The 16,423-nt window shown below is 66.4% G+C and carries 15 protein-coding genes, 1 tRNA gene and 5 pseudogenes; 15 read left to right on the forward strand and 6 right to left on the reverse strand.

Annotation, left to right across the window (positions count from 1 at the left end; genetic code table 11):
• The first annotated feature begins 12 nt into the window (after positions 1-12).
• The 9 genes and pseudogenes from atpB (at position 13) to ACFJI0_RS25745 (ending at position 7,579) form a co-directional block, all read left to right on the forward strand.
• Positions 13-880 (forward strand): annotated as a pseudogene (gene atpB, locus ACFJI0_RS25705) (F0F1 ATP synthase subunit A).
• 76 nt (positions 881-956) lie between these two features.
• Positions 957-1,202 (forward strand): F0F1 ATP synthase subunit C, encoded by a 246-nt coding sequence (gene atpE / locus ACFJI0_RS25710; RefSeq protein WP_382322852.1) that lies wholly within the window; start codon positions 957-959, stop codon positions 1,200-1,202.
• Between the two features lie 125 nt (positions 1,203-1,327).
• Positions 1,328-1,799: pseudogene (locus tag ACFJI0_RS25715) on the forward strand (F0F1 ATP synthase subunit B).
• Positions 1,800-1,839: 40 nt separating this feature from the next.
• Entirely contained in the window at positions 1,840-2,370 is a 531-nt protein-coding gene (locus tag ACFJI0_RS25720) for a F0F1 ATP synthase subunit delta (protein ID WP_291114483.1), read from the forward strand.
• A 54-nt stretch (positions 2,371-2,424) separates the two neighbouring features.
• The gene (gene atpA / locus ACFJI0_RS25725) at positions 2,425-3,987 is read left to right on the forward strand and encodes a F0F1 ATP synthase subunit alpha (RefSeq protein ID WP_382322853.1); all 1,563 of its coding nucleotides are present in this window, start codon (positions 2,425-2,427) and stop codon (positions 3,985-3,987) included.
• A gap of 30 nt (positions 3,988-4,017) precedes the next feature.
• Positions 4,018-4,885 (forward strand): annotated as a pseudogene (atpG, locus tag ACFJI0_RS25730) (F0F1 ATP synthase subunit gamma).
• A 44-nt stretch (positions 4,886-4,929) separates the two neighbouring features.
• Positions 4,930-6,336 carry a F0F1 ATP synthase subunit beta gene (gene atpD / locus ACFJI0_RS25735; RefSeq protein ID WP_382322854.1) on the forward strand — a complete coding sequence of 469 codons (1,407 nt, stop codon included), beginning with the start codon at positions 4,930-4,932 and terminating at the stop codon, positions 6,334-6,336.
• A gap of 122 nt (positions 6,337-6,458) precedes the next feature.
• Positions 6,459-6,875: a F0F1 ATP synthase subunit epsilon gene (locus tag ACFJI0_RS25740; protein ID WP_382322855.1), complete on the forward strand. Its 417-nt coding sequence runs from the start codon at positions 6,459-6,461 to the stop codon at positions 6,873-6,875.
• Between the two features lie 158 nt (positions 6,876-7,033).
• Positions 7,034-7,579 (forward strand): cyclic nucleotide-binding domain-containing protein, encoded by a 546-nt coding sequence (locus ACFJI0_RS25745; RefSeq protein WP_291114468.1) that lies wholly within the window; start codon positions 7,034-7,036, stop codon positions 7,577-7,579.
• A 15-nt stretch (positions 7,580-7,594) separates the two neighbouring features.
• Here ACFJI0_RS25745 and ACFJI0_RS25750 read toward each other — a convergent pair whose 3' ends face one another.
• The 3 genes from ACFJI0_RS25750 to ACFJI0_RS25760 all read right to left on the reverse strand — a co-directional run bounded on the left by ACFJI0_RS25750 (position 7,595) and on the right by ACFJI0_RS25760 (position 9,664).
• Positions 7,595-8,122 carry a TPM domain-containing protein gene (locus tag ACFJI0_RS25750; protein ID WP_382163109.1) on the reverse strand — a complete coding sequence of 176 codons (528 nt, stop codon included), beginning with the start codon at positions 8,120-8,122 and terminating at the stop codon, positions 7,595-7,597.
• A 12-nt stretch (positions 8,123-8,134) separates the two neighbouring features.
• Positions 8,135-8,845, reverse strand: coding sequence for a TPM domain-containing protein (locus ACFJI0_RS25755; RefSeq protein WP_382322856.1), 711 nt, complete (start codon positions 8,843-8,845; stop codon positions 8,135-8,137).
• A 210-nt stretch (positions 8,846-9,055) separates the two neighbouring features.
• Entirely contained in the window at positions 9,056-9,664 is a 609-nt protein-coding gene (locus ACFJI0_RS25760; RefSeq protein WP_382322857.1) for a LemA family protein, read from the reverse strand.
• Positions 9,665-9,845: 181 nt separating this feature from the next.
• On the opposite strand from ACFJI0_RS25760, the pseudogene ACFJI0_RS25765 reads away from it, so the two are divergent.
• The 3 genes and pseudogenes from ACFJI0_RS25765 to ACFJI0_RS25775 all read left to right on the forward strand — a co-directional run.
• A pseudogene (locus tag ACFJI0_RS25765) lies at positions 9,846-9,980 on the forward strand (DUF4440 domain-containing protein); the annotation flags it as partial.
• Between the two features lie 210 nt (positions 9,981-10,190).
• The gene (locus tag ACFJI0_RS25770; RefSeq protein ID WP_382325841.1) at positions 10,191-11,189 is read left to right on the forward strand and encodes a YheT family hydrolase; all 999 of its coding nucleotides are present in this window, start codon (positions 10,191-10,193) and stop codon (positions 11,187-11,189) included.
• 11 nt (positions 11,190-11,200) lie between these two features.
• Positions 11,201-11,728 (forward strand): DUF2946 family protein, encoded by a 528-nt coding sequence (locus ACFJI0_RS25775; protein ID WP_382322858.1) that lies wholly within the window; start codon positions 11,201-11,203, stop codon positions 11,726-11,728.
• Positions 11,729-11,795: 67 nt separating this feature from the next.
• On the opposite strand, the gene ACFJI0_RS25780 is transcribed toward ACFJI0_RS25775, so the two are convergent.
• Entirely contained in the window at positions 11,796-12,656 is an 861-nt protein-coding gene (locus ACFJI0_RS25780) for a c-type cytochrome (RefSeq protein ID WP_382322859.1), read from the reverse strand.
• Between the two features lie 144 nt (positions 12,657-12,800).
• Between ACFJI0_RS25780 and ACFJI0_RS25785 the strand changes: the two genes are divergently transcribed.
• Positions 12,801-12,876, forward strand: a tRNA-Arg gene (locus ACFJI0_RS25785).
• A 202-nt stretch (positions 12,877-13,078) separates the two neighbouring features.
• Here ACFJI0_RS25785 and ACFJI0_RS25790 read toward each other — a convergent pair.
• Positions 13,079-13,687 carry a cupin domain-containing protein gene (locus tag ACFJI0_RS25790; protein WP_382322860.1) on the reverse strand — a complete coding sequence of 203 codons (609 nt, stop codon included), beginning with the start codon at positions 13,685-13,687 and terminating at the stop codon, positions 13,079-13,081.
• A gap of 63 nt (positions 13,688-13,750) precedes the next feature.
• Here ACFJI0_RS25790 and ACFJI0_RS25795 point away from each other — a divergent pair.
• Positions 13,751-15,290: pseudogene (locus tag ACFJI0_RS25795) on the forward strand (methyl-accepting chemotaxis protein); the annotation flags it as partial.
• Here ACFJI0_RS25795 and ACFJI0_RS25800 read toward each other — a convergent pair.
• Positions 15,277-15,942, reverse strand: coding sequence for a phosphatase PAP2 family protein (locus ACFJI0_RS25800; RefSeq protein ID WP_382322861.1), 666 nt, complete (start codon positions 15,940-15,942; stop codon positions 15,277-15,279). The pseudogene ACFJI0_RS25795 and the gene ACFJI0_RS25800 overlap by 14 nt on opposite strands.
• A gap of 241 nt (positions 15,943-16,183) precedes the next feature.
• On the opposite strand from ACFJI0_RS25800, the gene ACFJI0_RS25805 reads away from it, so the two are divergent.
• Positions 16,184-16,423, forward strand: a complete 240-nt coding sequence (locus ACFJI0_RS25805) for an acyl carrier protein (RefSeq protein ID WP_382322862.1) — start codon at positions 16,184-16,186, stop codon at positions 16,421-16,423.

Raw genomic sequence — 16,423 nt, forward strand, 5'->3', positions numbered from 1 at the left:
GGACACACGAACATGGCTGCTGAAGGCACTTTGACCCCGGGCGAATATATCCGCCACCACCTCGTCCACTTGACGAACCACAAGCAGGAATCCATCGTCGATTTCTCGGTGATCAACCTCGACTCCGTCGTGGTGAGCGCGCTGCTGGGTCTGCTCACGGTGTTCGTGCTCTGGCGTGCCGCCCGCGCCGCGCACGGCCGGCGTGCCCGGCCGCTTCCAGGCCGCCGTCGAAATGCTGGTGGAAATGGTCGATTCGCAGGCCAAATCCGTCATCCACAACGCCCAGAGCCGCAAGCTCGTCGCCCCCCTGGCGTTGACGGTGTTCGTCTGGATCTTCATGATGAACTTCATGGACATGATCCCGGTGGACCTGATTCCCCAGATCTGGCACAGCGCCGGCCCGGCCATGGGCTTCAAGGACTACCTGCGCGTCGTGCCAACCGCCGACCTGTCGACCACCCTGGGTCTGTCGGTGTCGGTGCTGCTGATGTGCCTGTTCTACAACATCAAGATCAAGGGCCTGGGCGGCTGGGCGCACGAACTCGTGAGCGCGCCTTTCGGCACCAGCAAGAACCCGGTCTGGGCCCTGCTGCTGGGCATCGTCAACTTCCTGATGCAGATGATCGAGTTCGTCGCCAAGACGGTCTCGCACGGCATGCGGCTGTTCGGCAACATGTTCGCCGGCGAGCTGGTGTTCATGCTGATCGCCCTGCTGGGCGCCTACGCCACCCTGTCGCTGGGCGGCTCGCTCTTCTTCATCGGTCACCTGATCGCTGGCACGGTGTGGACCTTGTTCCACATTCTGGTCATCACCTTGCAAGCGTTCATCTTCATGATGCTGGCCCTGATCTATCTGGGGCAGGCGCATGACGCTCACTGACGCGGCTCTCTAGGTCGCATTCGGTTTCTCTCGTTTCTTTCCTTTCTCAACAAACTTCCACTTCATAGGAGTCATCATGGAAAACGTTCTGGGTCTTGTCGCACTGGCTTGCGGTCTCATCGTCGGTCTGGGCGCCATCGGCGCATCCATCGGCATCGCGCTGATGGGCGGCAAATTCCTCGAATCGTCGGCCCGTCAGCCCGAGCTGATGAACGACCTGCAGACCAAGATGTTCATTCTGGCCGGTCTGATCGACGCTGCCTTCCTGATCGGCGTGCGCATCGCCCTGCTGTTCGCTTTCGCGAACCCGTTCACGCTGTAAATCGGCTCGCTGCCCCGCGCGGGCTGGTGTTGCGGTGACGGCCTTCCATCCCGTCGCCACCATCCGCCACCCGTGTCGGCAGTCGGTGCGTCACCCCTCTTGTCAACACACAGAAAGGCGTTGCGATGAACATCAATGCAACCCTCTTTGCGCAGGCCATCGTCTTCGCGATTCTGGTGTGGTTCACGATGAAATTCGTGCTGCGCACCCATCGCCAAGGCGCTCGATGAGCGTGCGTTGAAGATTTCCGAAGGCCTGGCCGCTTCCGAAAAAGCCAAGACCGAACTGGCCGTGGCCAACAAGCGGGTGGAAGAAGAGTTGAGCAAATCGCGCAACGAATCCGCCACCCGCCTGGCCGACGCCGAGCGACGTGCCCAGACCGTGATCGAAGAAGCCAAGGCCCGTGCCACCGAAGAGGCTTCGAAGATCGTGGCGGCCGCCCGCCAGGACGCCGATCAGCAGGTCGTCAAGGCCCGCGAAGCCCTGCGCGAGCAGGTGGCTGCCTTGGCCGTCAAGGGTGCCGAGCAGATCCTCAAGCGCGAAATCAATGCCGGCGTTCACGCCGAATTGCTGGGCCGCCTGAAGACCGAGCTCTGATCCGAGCCTGACGCCACCGACCGGCATTCAAAGGACCACCATGGCAGAAATCGCCACCATTGCCCGCCCCTATGCGGAAGCGCTGTTCAAGGCCGCAGGCCCTGACGCGGCTGGCGCCGCGGCCTGGCTCGACGAGCTGGCTGCCCTGGCCGCCAATGAACAGCTGCGTCAGTTCGCCGACAGCCCCAAGACCGAACCCGATCAGGTGCTTTCGCTCATGACCGGCCTGCTCAAGAGCAGCCTGCCCGCCATCGGCCAGAACTTCCTGCGCACCGTGATCGAGAACGGCCGCATCGAGGCCCTGCCCGAGATCGCCGCCCAGTTCCGCGCGCTGAAGAACGCGCAGCTGGGGGCGTACGACGCGGTGGTCCACAGCGCCTTCGAGGTGGACAGCGCCACGCTGGCCGAGCTCTCCGGGGTGCTGGAAAAGCGCTTTGGACGCAAGCTCAACCTCCAGGTGAAACTGCAGCCCGATCTGATCGGCGGCATTCGCGTGGTGGTGGGCGACGAGGTGCTCGACACCTCGGTCAAAGCCCGCCTGGAACAAATGAAGATTGCCCTGACGGCCTGACGGCTGTTTTTCCGGGCGCGCCTGCACACCATTTAACGAAAGAAGGAAAGAGTCATGCAACTCAATCCCGCCGAAATCTCCGAACTGATCAAGTCCCGCATCGAGGGTCTGGGCGCATCCAGCGATGTGCGCAACCAGGGCACTGTGGTCTCGGTCACCGACGGTATCGTCCGTGTCCACGGCCTGTCCGACGTGATGCAGGGCGAAATGCTGGAATTCCCGGCCAACAAGGATGGCGTGCCTTCCTTCGGCCTGGCGCTGAACCTCGAGCGCGACTCCGTCGGCGCCGTGATTCTGGGCGAGTACGAGCACATCTCCGAAGGCGACACCGTGAAGTGCACGGGCCGCATCCTGGAAGTGCCGGTCGGTCCCGAGCTCGTTGGCCGCGTGGTCAACGCCCTGGGCCAGCCGATCGACGGCAAGGGTCCGGTCAACGCCAAGATGACCGACGTGATCGAGAAGGTCGCCCCGGGCGTGATCGCCCGCAAATCGGTGGACCAGCCGGTGCAGACCGGCCTGAAGTCGATCGACTCCATGGTGCCCGTCGGCCGTGGCCAGCGCGAGCTGATCATCGGTGACCGCCAGACCGGCAAGACCGCCGTGGCGATCGACGCGATCATCAACCAGAAGGGTCAGAACATGACCTGCGTCTACGTCGCGATCGGCCAGAAGGCCTCGTCGATCAAGAACGTGGTGCGTGCCCTGGAGCAGGCTGGCGCGATGGACTACACCATCGTCGTGGCCGCTTCGGCTTCCGAATCCGCTGCCATGCAGTACCTGTCGGCCTACTCCGGCTGCACCATGGGCGAATACTTCCGCGACCGTGGCCAGGACGCGCTGATCGTTTATGACGATCTGTCCAAGCAGGCCGTGGCCTACCGCCAGGTCTCGCTGCTGCTGCGCCGCCCACCAGGCCGCGAAGCCTACCCCGGCGACGTGTTCTACCTCCACAGCCGTCTGCTCGAACGCGCAGCCCGCGTGAACGCCGACTACGTCGAAGCCTTCACCAAGGGTGAAGTCAAGGGCAAGACCGGTTCGCTGACCGCACTGCCCATCATCGAAACGCAGGCCGGCGACGTGTCCGCTTTCGTGCCGACCAACGTGATCTCGATCACCGACGGCCAGATCTTCCTGGAAACCAGCCTGTTCAACGCCGGTATCCGCCCCGCCATCAACGCCGGTATCTCGGTGTCGCGCGTCGGTGGTGCTGCCCAGACGGACCTGATCAAGAAGCAGTCCGGCGGCATCCGTACCGACTTGGCCCAGTACCGTGAACTGGCTGCGTTCGCGCAGTTCGCTTCCGACCTGGACGAAGCCACCCGCAAGCAGCTCGACCGCGGTGCCCGCGTGACCGAACTGCTGAAGCAGGCCCAATACGCGCCGCTGTCCATCAGCCTGATGGCCGCCTCGCTGTTCGCTGTGAACAAGGGCTATCTGGACGACATCGACGTCAAGAAGGTGCTGTCGTTCGAAGCCGGCCTGCACGCCTTCCTGAAGGACAAGCACGCCGCCCTGCTGCAGAAGATGGAAGGCGGCAAGGCGCTGGACAAGGACAAAGAAGCCGAAGCCCAGCTCGCCGCCGCGGTTGCCGATTTCAAGAAGACCGGCACGTACTGATCCGCCCCATTGACCAGCTAAGGAGCCCCAATGGCAGCAGGTAAGGAAATACGCGGCAAGATCAAATCGGTGGAGAACACCAAGAAGATCACCAAAGCCATGGAAATGGTCGCCGCCTCCAAGATGCGCAAGGCGCAGGAGCGCATGCGCTCCGCGCGTCCCTACGCCGAGAAGGTGCGCCAGATCGCTGGCAACCTGAGCCGGGCCAACCCGGAGTACACGCACCCGTTCATGCAGACCAACGACGCCAAGACCGCCGGTTTTGTCGTGGTCACGACCGACAAGGGTCTGTGCGGTGGTCTCAACACCAACGTGTTGCGTGCGGTGACGACCCAGCTCAAGGAACTGCAGGCCCAGGGCGTGAGCGCCGAGGCCGTGGCGATCGGCAACAAGGGCCTGGGCTTCCTCAACCGCATCGGTGCCAAGGTGGTGTCCAGCGTGACCGGGCTGGGCGACACGCCTCACCTGGAAAAGCTGATCGGCCCCGTCAAGGTGCTGCTCGATGCGTACACCGAAGGTCGCATCAACGCGGTCTACCTGTCGTACACCAAATTCATCAACACGATGAAGCAGGAATCGGTGATCGAGCAACTGCTGCCGCTCAATGCAGGCACCTTGCAGGACAACGCCGGTGGCCGCGACTGGGACTACATCTACGAACCCGATGCAGCCACCGTCATCGACGAACTGCTGCTGCGCTACGTGGAAGCCCAGGTGTACCAGGCGGTCGCCGAGAACATGGCGTCCGAGCAATCCGCCCGCATGGTGGGCAATGAAGGCCGCCACCGACAACGCCGGCAGCGTCATCGGTGAACTCAAGCTGGTCTACAACAAGACCCGTCAGGCCGCGATCACGAAAGAACTTTCGGAAATCGTCGCCGGTGCCGCCGCGGTCTGAAGCAGCCGCCCAACCGAATCCAGAGAAAACAGAAGGTATCCATCATGTCTCAAGTACAAGGCAAGATCGTCCAGTGCATCGGCGCCGTCGTGGACGTGGAATTTCCGCGCAACCAGATGCCGCGCGTTTACGACGCGCTGAAAATGGAAGGCTCCACCCTGACGCTGGAAGTCCAGCAGCAGCTGGGCGACGGCGTGGTGCGCACCATTGCGCTGGGCTCGTCCGACGGCCTGCGCCGCGGTATGGTGGTGTCCAACACCGCCAACCCCATCATGGTCCCGGTCGGCAAGGCCACCCTGGGCCGCATCATGGACGTGCTGGGTGCGCCTATCGACGAGCGTGGCCCGGTCGATCAGACCCTGACGGCTTCGATCCACCGCAAGGCTCCCGCCTACGACGAACTGTCCCCCTCGCAGGAACTGCTGGAAACCGGCATCAAGGTGATCGATCTGGTCTGCCCGTTCGCAAAGGGCGGCAAGGTGGGTCTGTTCGGTGGTGCCGGTGTGGGCAAGACCGTGAACATGATGGAACTCATCAACAACATCGCCAAGGCCCACAGCGGTCTGTCGGTGTTCGCTGGTGTGGGTGAGCGCACCCGCGAAGGCAACGACTTCTATCACGAGATGGCCGACTCCGGCGTCGTGAACCTCGAGAAGCTCGAGGACTCGAAAGCTGCGATGGTCTACGGCCAGATGAACGAGCCGCCGGGCAACCGTCTGCGCGTGGCCCTGACCGGCCTGACCATCGCCGAGTCGTTCCGCGACGAAGGCCGTGACGTGCTGTTCTTCGTGGACAACATCTACCGCTACACCCTGGCCGGTACCGAAGTGTCCGCCCTGCTGGGCCGCATGCCTTCCGCCGTGGGCTACCAGCCGACGCTGGCCGAAGAAATGGGCCGTCTGCAAGAGCGCATCACCTCCACCAAGGTCGGCTCGATCACCTCCATCCAGGCCGTGTACGTGCCTGCCGATGACTTGACCGACCCGTCGCCCGCCACCACCTTCGCCCACTTGGATTCCACCGTGGTGCTGAGCCGTGACATCGCCGCGCTGGGCATCTACCCCGCCGTGGACCCGCTGGACTCCACCAGCCGCCAGCTCGATCCGCTGGTGGTGGGCCAGGACCACTACGAAACCGCCCGCGCCGTGCAAGGCACGCTGCAGCGCTACAAGGAACTGCGCGACATCATCGCCATCCTGGGCATGGACGAACTGGCGCCGGAAGACAAGCTGGCCGTGGCCCGCGCCCGCAAGATCCAGCGTTTCCTGTCGCAGCCCTTCCACGTCGCTGAAGTGTTCACCGGCTCGCCCGGCAAGTACGTGCCGCTGGCCGAAACCATCCGTGGTTTCAAGATGATCACCGCCGGTGAATGCGACCACCTGCCCGAGCAGTCGTTCTATATGGTCGGCACGATCGACGAAGCCTTCGAAAAGGCCAAAAAGGTGGCGTAAAGCGGCGCCCCGGGGCGTCTGGCGTTGTTGCCGTGCTCGCCGTACCTTGGTACGGCTCCGCGCGGCGCCTAGCCAGCCACCCCGCTGCTTGCTTTCCACTCACCTTTTTTATTGGAGTAACTATGAGCACCATCCGCGTCGATGTGGTCAGCGCCGAAGAATCCATCTTCTCCGGCGAAGCCAAGTTCGTGGCGCTGCCGGGCGAGGCCGGTGAGCTGGGCATCCTGCCCGGCCACATTCCGCTGATCACCCGCATCAAGCCCGGCGCCGTGCGCATCGAGAAGGCCGATGGCGGTGAAGAATTCGTGTTCGTGGCCGGTGGCATTCTGGAAGTGCAACCGCACCACATCACCGTGTTGTCCGACACCGCGATCCGTGGCGACGACCTCGATGAGGCCAAGGCGACCGAAGCGCGCCGGCAGGCCGAAGAGGCCGTGAAGAACGCCAAGAGCGATCTCGATCTGGCCAAGGCCACGTCGGAACTCGCGGTCATGGCCGCGCAGATCGCCGCTCTGCGCAAATACCGCCAAAAGAAATAAGCGACGACTTCGTGTCGTTTATCAAAGAAGGACCGGCCTCGTGCCGGTCTTTTTGTCGGCTTTTGCGGCGAGCCGTGTGACAGTCCGCATACCATCTCGGACAAGACAAGAACACGTTGGGAGCATCGCCGATGTCATCCATTTTTGAGAGCCCCGACATGGCCCCGGAAGAGGTGGCAGCCCGTTTGCTGGTCACCTCGTCGGCGCTGGCCGACCTCACCCTGAGCGATGCGTTGAAAGTGGTGGGCTACATGCGGCCCAAGCTCATCAAGGCGGGCGCGGTCATCATCCAGGAGGGGGAGGTCAAGCAGACCGACTACATGCTGCTGGTGCTGGAAGGCGACATCGCGGTCGAGAACGAGTTGCCCGGCCTGCATGAGAGCATGGTGGTGAACATCATGGGCCCCGGCCACCTGATCGGGGAAATGGGCGTGCTGGATGGCGCGCCGCGCTCGGCCACCTGCACCGCCAACACCGACATCGCGGCGGCCGTGCTCTCGCGCACGGCCTTGATGCGCCTGCTCAAGGACGACCCGAGGTTGGGCGCCCGCTTGCTGCTGGCGATCTCCAAGCGCATGGCCGATCGACTGCGCGAGACCACGCGCAAACTCAAGACCTTTGCCCAGATGAACAAGGCGCTGCAGCAGGAGTTGAATGTGGCGCTCAACAACGGCCGCACCGCGCAGGACAAGCGGCGCGGCTGAGTCCGCCGGCGCTCTTCAGCGGCGCACGACGCCGTCGGCCAGCTCGTTGCGCCGGGTGGCGCCGGCGTCGGCCGGGAAGTGCAGCACCAGCAGGGCGGACACTTCTTCCAGGGCCTGCGTGAGCCCATCCTCGAACGCCCCCTCGCGCAGGCGCGCGCCCAGACGGTCCACGATGGCCTGCCATTCGGCCGGCGCGACGCGTTGCGCCAGCGCCCGGTCGGCCACGAACTCGATGGCGTGCTCGGCCAGCAGCAGGTAGATCAACACACCGTTGTTGTGCTCGGTGTCCCAGATGCGCAGGCGGCCGAACCAGGTCAGCGCGCGCTCGCGCACCACGGTGGACAGCGGGGTGCTGGCATTGATGCGCCAGAGGTAGCTCAGGGGCAGGGCGGCTTCGACGCACAGCCGCACCTCGCCGCTGTGCCGGCCTTCGCTGGCGGCCACGCGCCGCGCCAGACGCTCGGCCATGTCGTCGGGCACCGCGCGCGCGGTGTCCGAGGCGTCCAGCCAACGGTGCTTCAGGATGCGGGCGAGTTTGTTCATGGCCTGTTGCCCTCACCAGCCGCCGGAAGCGCCGCCGCCGCCGAAATTGCCGCCACCGCCCGAGCTGAAACCACCACCGCCAAAACCCCCTCCGCGTCCTCCGCCCCCACCTCCGAAGCCGCCACCGCCCCAGCCGCCGCCACGCCCACCGCGGCCGGAGCCTCCCGAAGTGGGTGCCGGCAGGAACTGCAGGAACAGCGCGGCCAGCATGCCGAGCAGGCCGGCGCCGATGCGCACCCAGACCACGGCGGTCAGCACCCAGGCCAGGCCACCGGCACCGATGCCCGTGAACACCGTGCCCAGCTTGTTGCCGAAGATGCCGCGCAGCACGGCCGAGAACATGGGCACGGCAAAGACCAGGAACACCAGCACCTCCATGCCGTCGAAATCGTCGAGGCCGGCGCCATCGCGCGTGGCCTGTTCCGCAGGCAGGGGCAGGTTCTCTCCCCGGATGCGCGCCAGGATCTGATCGACCCCGGCCTCGATGCCGGCGGCGTAGTTGCCGATGCGGAACGCGGGCGTCACCGCGCCGTCGATGATGCGCTTGGCGATCAGGTCGGGAATCGCGCCTTCCAGCGCCTTCGCGGTGGCGATGCGCAGGCGCCGGTCGTCCTTGGCGATCACGAACAGCACGCCGTCGCCCACATCGCGCCGGCCGATCTTCCAGGCGTCGCCCAGGCGCTGCGTGTAATCGGCGATGTCTTCGGGTGCGGTGGTGCGCAACCATCACCACCACCACCTGCGAGCCGTTCGTCTTTTCAAAGGCCGCGAGCTTGGCCTCGATGGCGGCGAGGCTCGCCACATCGAGCGTGCCCGTCTGGTCGATCACGCGCGCGCGCAATTCGGGGATGGGCTGCAGGCCTTGCGCCAGCGCCCAGGAGGGGAAGAACCAGAGCCCCAGGGCGGCCAGCAGCCACCGGGCCAGGCGCAGCGTCATGGCTTCTTGAAGTCCACCGTGGGCGGTGTCGAGATCGCGGCCTCGTTGGCGACCTGGAAGTTGGCCTTGGGGCTGTAGCCGAAGACCATCGCGGTGAGGTTGGTGGGGAAGCTGCGCGCGAGCACGTTGTACTCCTGCACGGTCTGGATGTAGCGGTTGCGCGCCACGGTGATGCGGTTCTCGGTGCCTTCGAGCTGCACGCGCAGGTCGCTGAAGCCCTGGTTGGCCTTGAGGTTGGGGTACTGCTCCACCACCACCATCAGGCGGCTGAGCGCGCTGCCCAGTTCGCCTTGCGCGGCCTGAAACTGCTGCATCGCAGCCGGGTTGTTCAAGGTCTCGGGCGTGACCTGGATCGACGTGGCCTTGGCGCGGGCCTCGATCACGCGGGTGAGCGTTTCCTGCTCGAAGTTGGCCTCGCCCTTGACGGTGGCGACGATGTTGGGGATCAGGTCGGCTCGGCGCTGGTATTGGTTGAGCACCTCCGACCAGGCCGACTGGCTCTGCTCGTCCAGGCGCTGGAAGTCGTTGTACCCACAGCCCGTGAGGCTGGTGGCGAGCAACAGGGCGGCGGCCCCGGTGGACAGGCGTCGAATGGATGTGCGCATAAAACCTCCGCTGGATGAGATCAGGTCGATCAGCGGGAATATACCCGGGGGTGCACCCGGGCAACCGGGCACTGGCGGCAAAATAGCCCACATGCGAAAACCCAAACTGCCCCCCGGTTCGGCGGACGACACGGAGGCGGCCTTCTACGACGCGCTGCAACACGCCGACATCGAGCGCCTCATGGCCTGCTGGGCGGACGAGGACGACATCGTGTGTGTGCATCCGGGTGGTCCCCGGCTCGTGGGGCACGCCGCGGTGCGCGCCGCGTTCGAGACCATGTTCGCCAGTGGCAGCGTGCAGGCCCAGCCCGAGAAGGTGCGCCGGCTCGATGCCGGTGGCTGCAGCGTGCACAGCGTGGTCGAGCGCGTGGCCGTGATGACGGACGATGGCATGCAACACGCCTGGGTGGTGCGCAACCAACGTCTATGCCAAGACCGCCCAGGGCTGGCGCATGGTCGCGCACCACGCCAGCCCCGGCTCACGCACCGAGCCGCTCGAGGCCTTCACCACCCAGCCGGTGCTGCATTGAAGTCCGACCGCTTTTCCTACCGCGCGCCGTGGTGGTTGCCCGGAGGCAACCCGCAGACGGTGTGGGCCGCGCTGGCCAGCCGCCGCCATTTCGGACCGCCGCCGCGCTGGAAGCGCAGCCGATGGAAGACGCCCGATGGCGACTTCATCGACGTGGACCAGGCCTTGCACAGCAGCGCGCAGGAGGCGCCCCTGCTGGTGCTGTTCCACGGGCTGGAGGGTTCTTCCGCGAGCCAGTACGCCGTGGCCTTCGCCGATTTCTCCGCCGCCCACGGCGTGGCCTACGCGGTGCCCCACTTCCGGGGATGCTCGGGCGAACTCAACCACGCGCCACGCGCCTACCACTCGGGTGACTTCCAGGAGATCGACTGGATCCTGCGCCGTTTTGCCGAGGAACACCCGGGCCGGCCGCTGATCGCCGTGGGCGTGTCGCTGGGTGGCAATGCGCTGATGCGCTGGGCCGGTGAGATGGGCACGGAAGCGACCTCCTGCGTGCGCGCCATTGCATCGGTGTGTTCCCCGCTGGACCTGGCCGCGGGCGGCCACGCCATCGGGCGCGGCTTCAACCGCGTGGTCTACACCCGCATGTTCATGCGCTCCATGGTGCCCAAGGCGCTCGGCAAGCTGGAGCAGCACCCTGGCTTGTTCGACCGGCAGAAGCTGCTGGCCGCGCGCGACCTCTACGAGTTCGACAACCTTTTCACCGCGCCCCTGCACGGCTTCAAGGACACGACCGACTACTGGGCGCGTGCCTCGGCCAAGCCGGTGCTTCACAGCATCCGCGTGCCCGCGCTCGCGCTCAATGCGCGCAACGACCCCTTCGTGCCCGCCGAGTCCCTGCCGACCCAGCAGGACGCGGGCCATCACGTCACCCTGTGGCAGCCCGAGCAGGGTCGCGATGTGGGCTTTCCGGTCTCGTACGGACCCCTTGGCCTTCCCGGGCATGTGCGCGCGATGCCCGAGGCCGTGGGAAACTGGCTGCTCGCCCACCTTTGAGGAGCCTCGCCATGGACGACATCGTCAAGGCCGCGATGGCCAAGTGGCCCAATGTGCCGCACTGTTATGGCTGGCTGGGCCTGGATGCCCGCGGCAACTGGTACATGCGCGACGACCGCACGCAGGCGCAAGGGCTTTTCCCCGCCAGCAAGGGCTCGCTGCTCAAGCACGACAAGCTCATCGAGTTCATCCACCGCAACTACGCGGCCGACGCGCAAGGCCAGTGGTACTTCCAGAACGGGCCGCAGCGCGTGTACGTCGAACTCGAGGCCACGCCGTGGATCTGGCGCCTGCAGCCCGAGGGTGGTGTGTTGTCCCACACCGGCCTGCCGGCGCGCGTGCAGGAAAGCCTGCTGGACGAATTGGGCCGGCTGTACCTGGTGACCGATCTGGGTGTCGGGCTGGTGCACAGCGCCGACATGAACCTGGCCGCCGACGCGGTCGAAGCCGGCCGCTGGCGCCCGGCCGAGGTGCGCGCCGATGCGCTGCCAGCGCGGTTCGGCTTCATTCCCCATCCCCAGGCGCTACAAGCCGCCTGAGGGCGGCCGCGCGCGGGCACAAAAAAGCCGGCACGGGGCCGGCTTTTTGGGGGGAAGGGGACGCGCCTTACTTCACCGCGTTCAGCATGTACTGCACGGCGGCCTTGATGTCGGCCTCCGCGGCGGCGCCTGCGCCGCCCTTGGGAGGCATCGCACCCTTGCCCTTGATGACCGTGGCGGTCAGGGTGTCCAGGCCAGCGCCCACGCGGGGTGCCCAGGCGGCCTTGTCGCCGAACTTCGGTGCACCGGCCACGCCGGCCACGTGGCACACGGCGCAAGCCTGCTTGTACAGGGCCTCACCGGCGCCAGCGGCCACGGTGGCCGAGGCGGCAGGTGCCGGCGCAGCGGCAGCGGGCGCCGGAGCCGCTGCGGCCACGGCAGGAGCGGGGGCAGGCGTTGCAGCGGCCGCAGGGGCTGCTGCAGCGGCGGGTGCCGGTGCCTGGGGCTCGGGGAACTTGCCGCCAGCGGCGTTGGCCAGGTGCACCACGGCGCGGCCGATCTCGGTGTCGCGGAACGCGCCGCCGCCTTGCGCGCCCATGGCGCCCTTGCCCTTGAGGGCGGAGGTCAGCAGGGCTTCATAGCCGGTGGCGATGCGGGGGCCCCAGGCGGCGGCGTCGCCGAACTTGGGCGCACCGGCCAGGCCCGCCGCATGGCAGGCCGCGCACTGGGCGGTGTACACCGACTCGCCGGAAGCCAGCGGGCGGTTGGCGTCGCGCAGCTCCACCGTGCCCACGCGCTGGATGCGCTGGGCAACGGCTTGCTCCATGTCCACCGCGCCGGCCGCCGGCTTGTTGGCCGAGACCACGTAGTACACCAGGCCGATGATGATGAAGATGGGCGCGACGAACGCAAAGAAGGCCGTCCACATCAACTGGGTTGGCGTCTTGATGGGACCGGTATGGTGTTCTTCGTGCGCGTGGTCGCTCATGATGTCCTCAGGGGGTGGCGAAGCAAGGCCTGTTCGGGTGTGGGGCGTGCCCGTGTCAGGCCGGGCAAACAGCCTTGGATTATAGCCAAGCCCCCTTGGCACCCACCGAGCGCCGCCCCCTCGGCTGATAGAATCGCTGGCGTTGCGGCTGTAGCTCAGTGGATAGAGTATTGGCCTCCGAAGCCAAGGGTCGTGGGTTCGATCCCCGCCAGCCGCACCAACCACGTTCAAGCCCTTGAGTTGCCTCAAGGGCTTTGTCGTTTCCGAGGAGGCTCTTTCGAGGGTTGCTCACAGCTGCTGTGCCCAAGGGTGTGGACAACCCCTGGGACAACTGCCGCAGGCCGCGGCCCGCCTGGCGGCGCGAGCGATGCTCAAAAAAAGGGCATGACAAAGCGGGTCTGACCGTGCCCGCGGCGCCGATATCAGTACGGCCGCCCGTCCTTGTGCGTGAAGGCCCAACGGCCGTCGACCTGCACGGCCCGCAGGTCGTCTTCCGGGTAGCTGACCTCGTCGCCTTCGCTGCGGTCACCCACCTCCAGGTACAGCACCGGCTCATCGGTTTCGTTCACCAGCTTGTGGCCGTTGCCGCTGCCGGCCGGAAAACCCGCGCACATGCCGGGCGACAAGGGCGTGGCGCCCTCGTCGGTGTACAGCGTCGGGTGCCCAGCCAGGATGTAGACGAACTCGTCCTGCCGGCTGTGGGCGTGGCGCAGCGCCGACACCGACTTCGGCGGCAGGGTCGTGTGGTTGACCCCGAAGTGTTTCAGGGCAAACAAGTCGCCCAGGGGACGCTTGACGCGCCCGGCCACGCGGGCCGCAAAAGGCTCGGGATAGTTCGAGGGCTTGGTGCGCGCCGGGGCGTCGGCGGCCACCACGGCCAGGGGTTTCGAGTCGGTGGGCATGGGAAGGCATTGTGGGCGGGCGCTGAAAAGCGGGCAAGAGCGGGCCCTCTTCGGCGCATCGCCGCCAGGCGGGTGGCTCAAGATCGTGGCCAATCCGCCGATGCCCTGGGGGTGGTGGCGCTGGGCCATGACCGCCAAAAGCGGGCTGGCCCGGGACGCCGATCCCCTTACTCCTCCAGAAAGTTCTCCCGCATGAAACTCAACGACATCAAGGTTGGCAGCCGCCTGGCCATCGCCTTCGGACTGGTTCTGCTGATCACGGCCCTGATGGCCGGCATCGGCGTCTGGCGCCTGCAGGAGCTGGTGCAGACCACGCGCACGCTGGCCGGGGAAGACAACGAAAAACTGCAGCTGGCCGCGCGCTGGCGCCAGACCATCGACATCAACTGGGTGCGCACCCGCGCGGCCATCCTGGATTCCGACACCAGCCGCATCGCCACGTGGCAGGCGGACATGGACGAGACCTCCAAGATCTCGCAGGCCTCGCGCGATCGCATGGTCGAGCTGGTCAAGTCCGACACCGGCAAGAAGATGATCGCCGACATCGACGCCGCGCGCGAGGCCTACCGCACGCCGCGCGGTGTCGTGATGAAGGCGCGCATGGCCGGTGAAGACATGAGCGCCGCGCTGGACCGCGACCTCAGACCCCTGGCCGAGGCCTATATCAACACCATCCTGAAACTGGAGCAGCGCCAGCAGGGCATCTACGACGCGGCCTTGAAAGAAGCCGAAGAGATGGCTGCGAATGGCCGCACCATCCTGATCATGGGCGGCGTGCTCGCGACCCTGCTGGGCGCGGCGGCCGCCTTCGTGCTCAGCCGTTCGATCACCGTGCCGCTGCGCCAAGCCGCCGAAACCGCGCGCCTGATCGCCGACGGCGACCTCACGCGCGCCATCCCCGCCGAGGGCCGCGACGAAGCCGCCCAGTTGCTGCAGGCCCTCAAGGGCATGCAGGACAGCCTGGGCCGCGTGGTCTCCAACGTGCGCGGCAACGCCGAGGGCGTGGCGATCGCCAGCGCCGAGATTGCCCAGGGCAACAACGACCTGTCGGCCCGCACCGAGCAGCAGGCCAGCGCGCTGGAGGAGACCGCCGCGTCCATGGAGCAGCTCAGCTCCACCGTGCGCCAGAACGCCGACAACGCGCAGCAGGCCAACCAGCTCGCGATGAGCGCCTCCACCGTGCGCAACGCAGGGGGGCGAGGTGGTCGCCCAGGTGGTGGACACCATGCGCGACATCAACGACAGCAGCCGCAAGATCGCCGACATCATCGGCGTGATCGACGGGATCGCGTTCCAGACCAACATCCTGGCGCTGAACGCGGCGGTGGAAGCCGCGCGCGCCGGCGAGCAGGGCCGGGGCTTTGCGGTGGTGGCCGGCGAGGTGCGCAACCTCGCGCAGCGAAGCTCGGAAGCCGCCAAGGAAATCCGCGGCCTGATCACCGCCAGCGTGGAGCGCGTGGAGCAGGGCAGCTCGCTGGTCGACCGTGCCGGCGTGACCATGACCGAGGTGGTGAACTCGATCCGCCGCGTCAACGACATCATGGGCGAGATCAGCGCGGCCAGCCAGGAGCAGAGCTCGGGCGTGGCTCAGGTCGGCGAGGCCGTCACGCAGATGGACCAGGCCACGCAGCAGAACGCGGCGCTGGTGGAAGAGAGCGCGGCCGCGGCCTCCAGCCTCAAGACCCGCGCCGAGCAGATGGTGCAGGCCGTGGCGGTGTTCAGGCTCTCGTCGGGCTGAGCCAGCGGCGCAGCGACAGCCAGGCAAAGACCGCGCCCACGGCGGCGCCGGCCAGCACGTCCAGGAACACGTGCTGGCGGATCGCCATCGTGGACCAGACGATCACCCCGCAATGCAATACGCTGAGCCAGCGCAGCGCGGCCGGCGCGCCGGTCTCCCGGAAGATGCGCTGGAACCAGAAGGCCGAGAACACCGCCGAACCCACGTGCAGCGAGGGACAGGCGTTGCCCGAGGCGTCGATGCCTTTCAGGAAGGCCAGCCGGGGATGCTGGGACCAGTCGATGTCGGTCAACGGTGTCTGGGTCGGGGCCAGCCAGAACAGCGCCAGGCAGAACACGCACAGCGCGCCCACCCACAGGCCGTAGCGCAGCAGCTCGCGCAGGTTGGGCAGCAGGGCCGGTGCCAGCGACACGTAGACCCACAGCGACACGTAGGCGTAGAAGGCGCCGGGCAGGAACGGTACCCAGTCGTCCACCACGAGCATGGGCATCATGAGCGGTTCGGCCATCGGGTGGTGCAGCACCCAGAAGTAGGCCTGGAAGAACAACACCATGAACGCCATGGTGCCGAAGGCCTTGAGGTACCACAGCGTGACGAACCGGGACAGGAGCTGGCGGTACCAGGCGCGTTCGGTGGGGGTGGGCATGGGTGTGGGTGGGGCCGGCGCAGGGGGCCGGCCTAATGTACGACACGCGTGTGACAGCCGGCCTTCCTGTAGCCCCTTTGTATAATCCCATGCCCTGTGAAGCAAGGGCGGCGCGCCCGCCCAAGGCCGTACCAGAACCCCAAGACGGTCTTTGCTTCGGAGGAGTTCCCCCCATGTTCGTTTTTGCGCATCGGCTTGCGTGCAGGCCCCACCGTGCCAGTCTCATCCTTGGGCAATTTTCATGAGCTCCACTGAACTGATCCGCACCTTCCTCGTCGACCGCCTGGGTGTCCAGCCCGATCAGGTGCTGCCCGATGCCTTGCTGGCCGAGCTCGGGGTGGACTCGCTGATGCTGGCCGAACTGATGTTCGAAGCCGAGGACCGGCTGGGCATCGACATCCCCTCCGACGTGCAGCCGCCCAAGACGGTGGCAGAGATGCAGGCCGTGATCGATTCGCTGGCCGCGCTCAAGGCCGGTTGA

This window comes from Hydrogenophaga sp. UC242_53 (genome assembly GCF_042696965.1).
Classification (GTDB): Bacteria; Pseudomonadota; Gammaproteobacteria; order Burkholderiales; family Burkholderiaceae_C; genus Hydrogenophaga.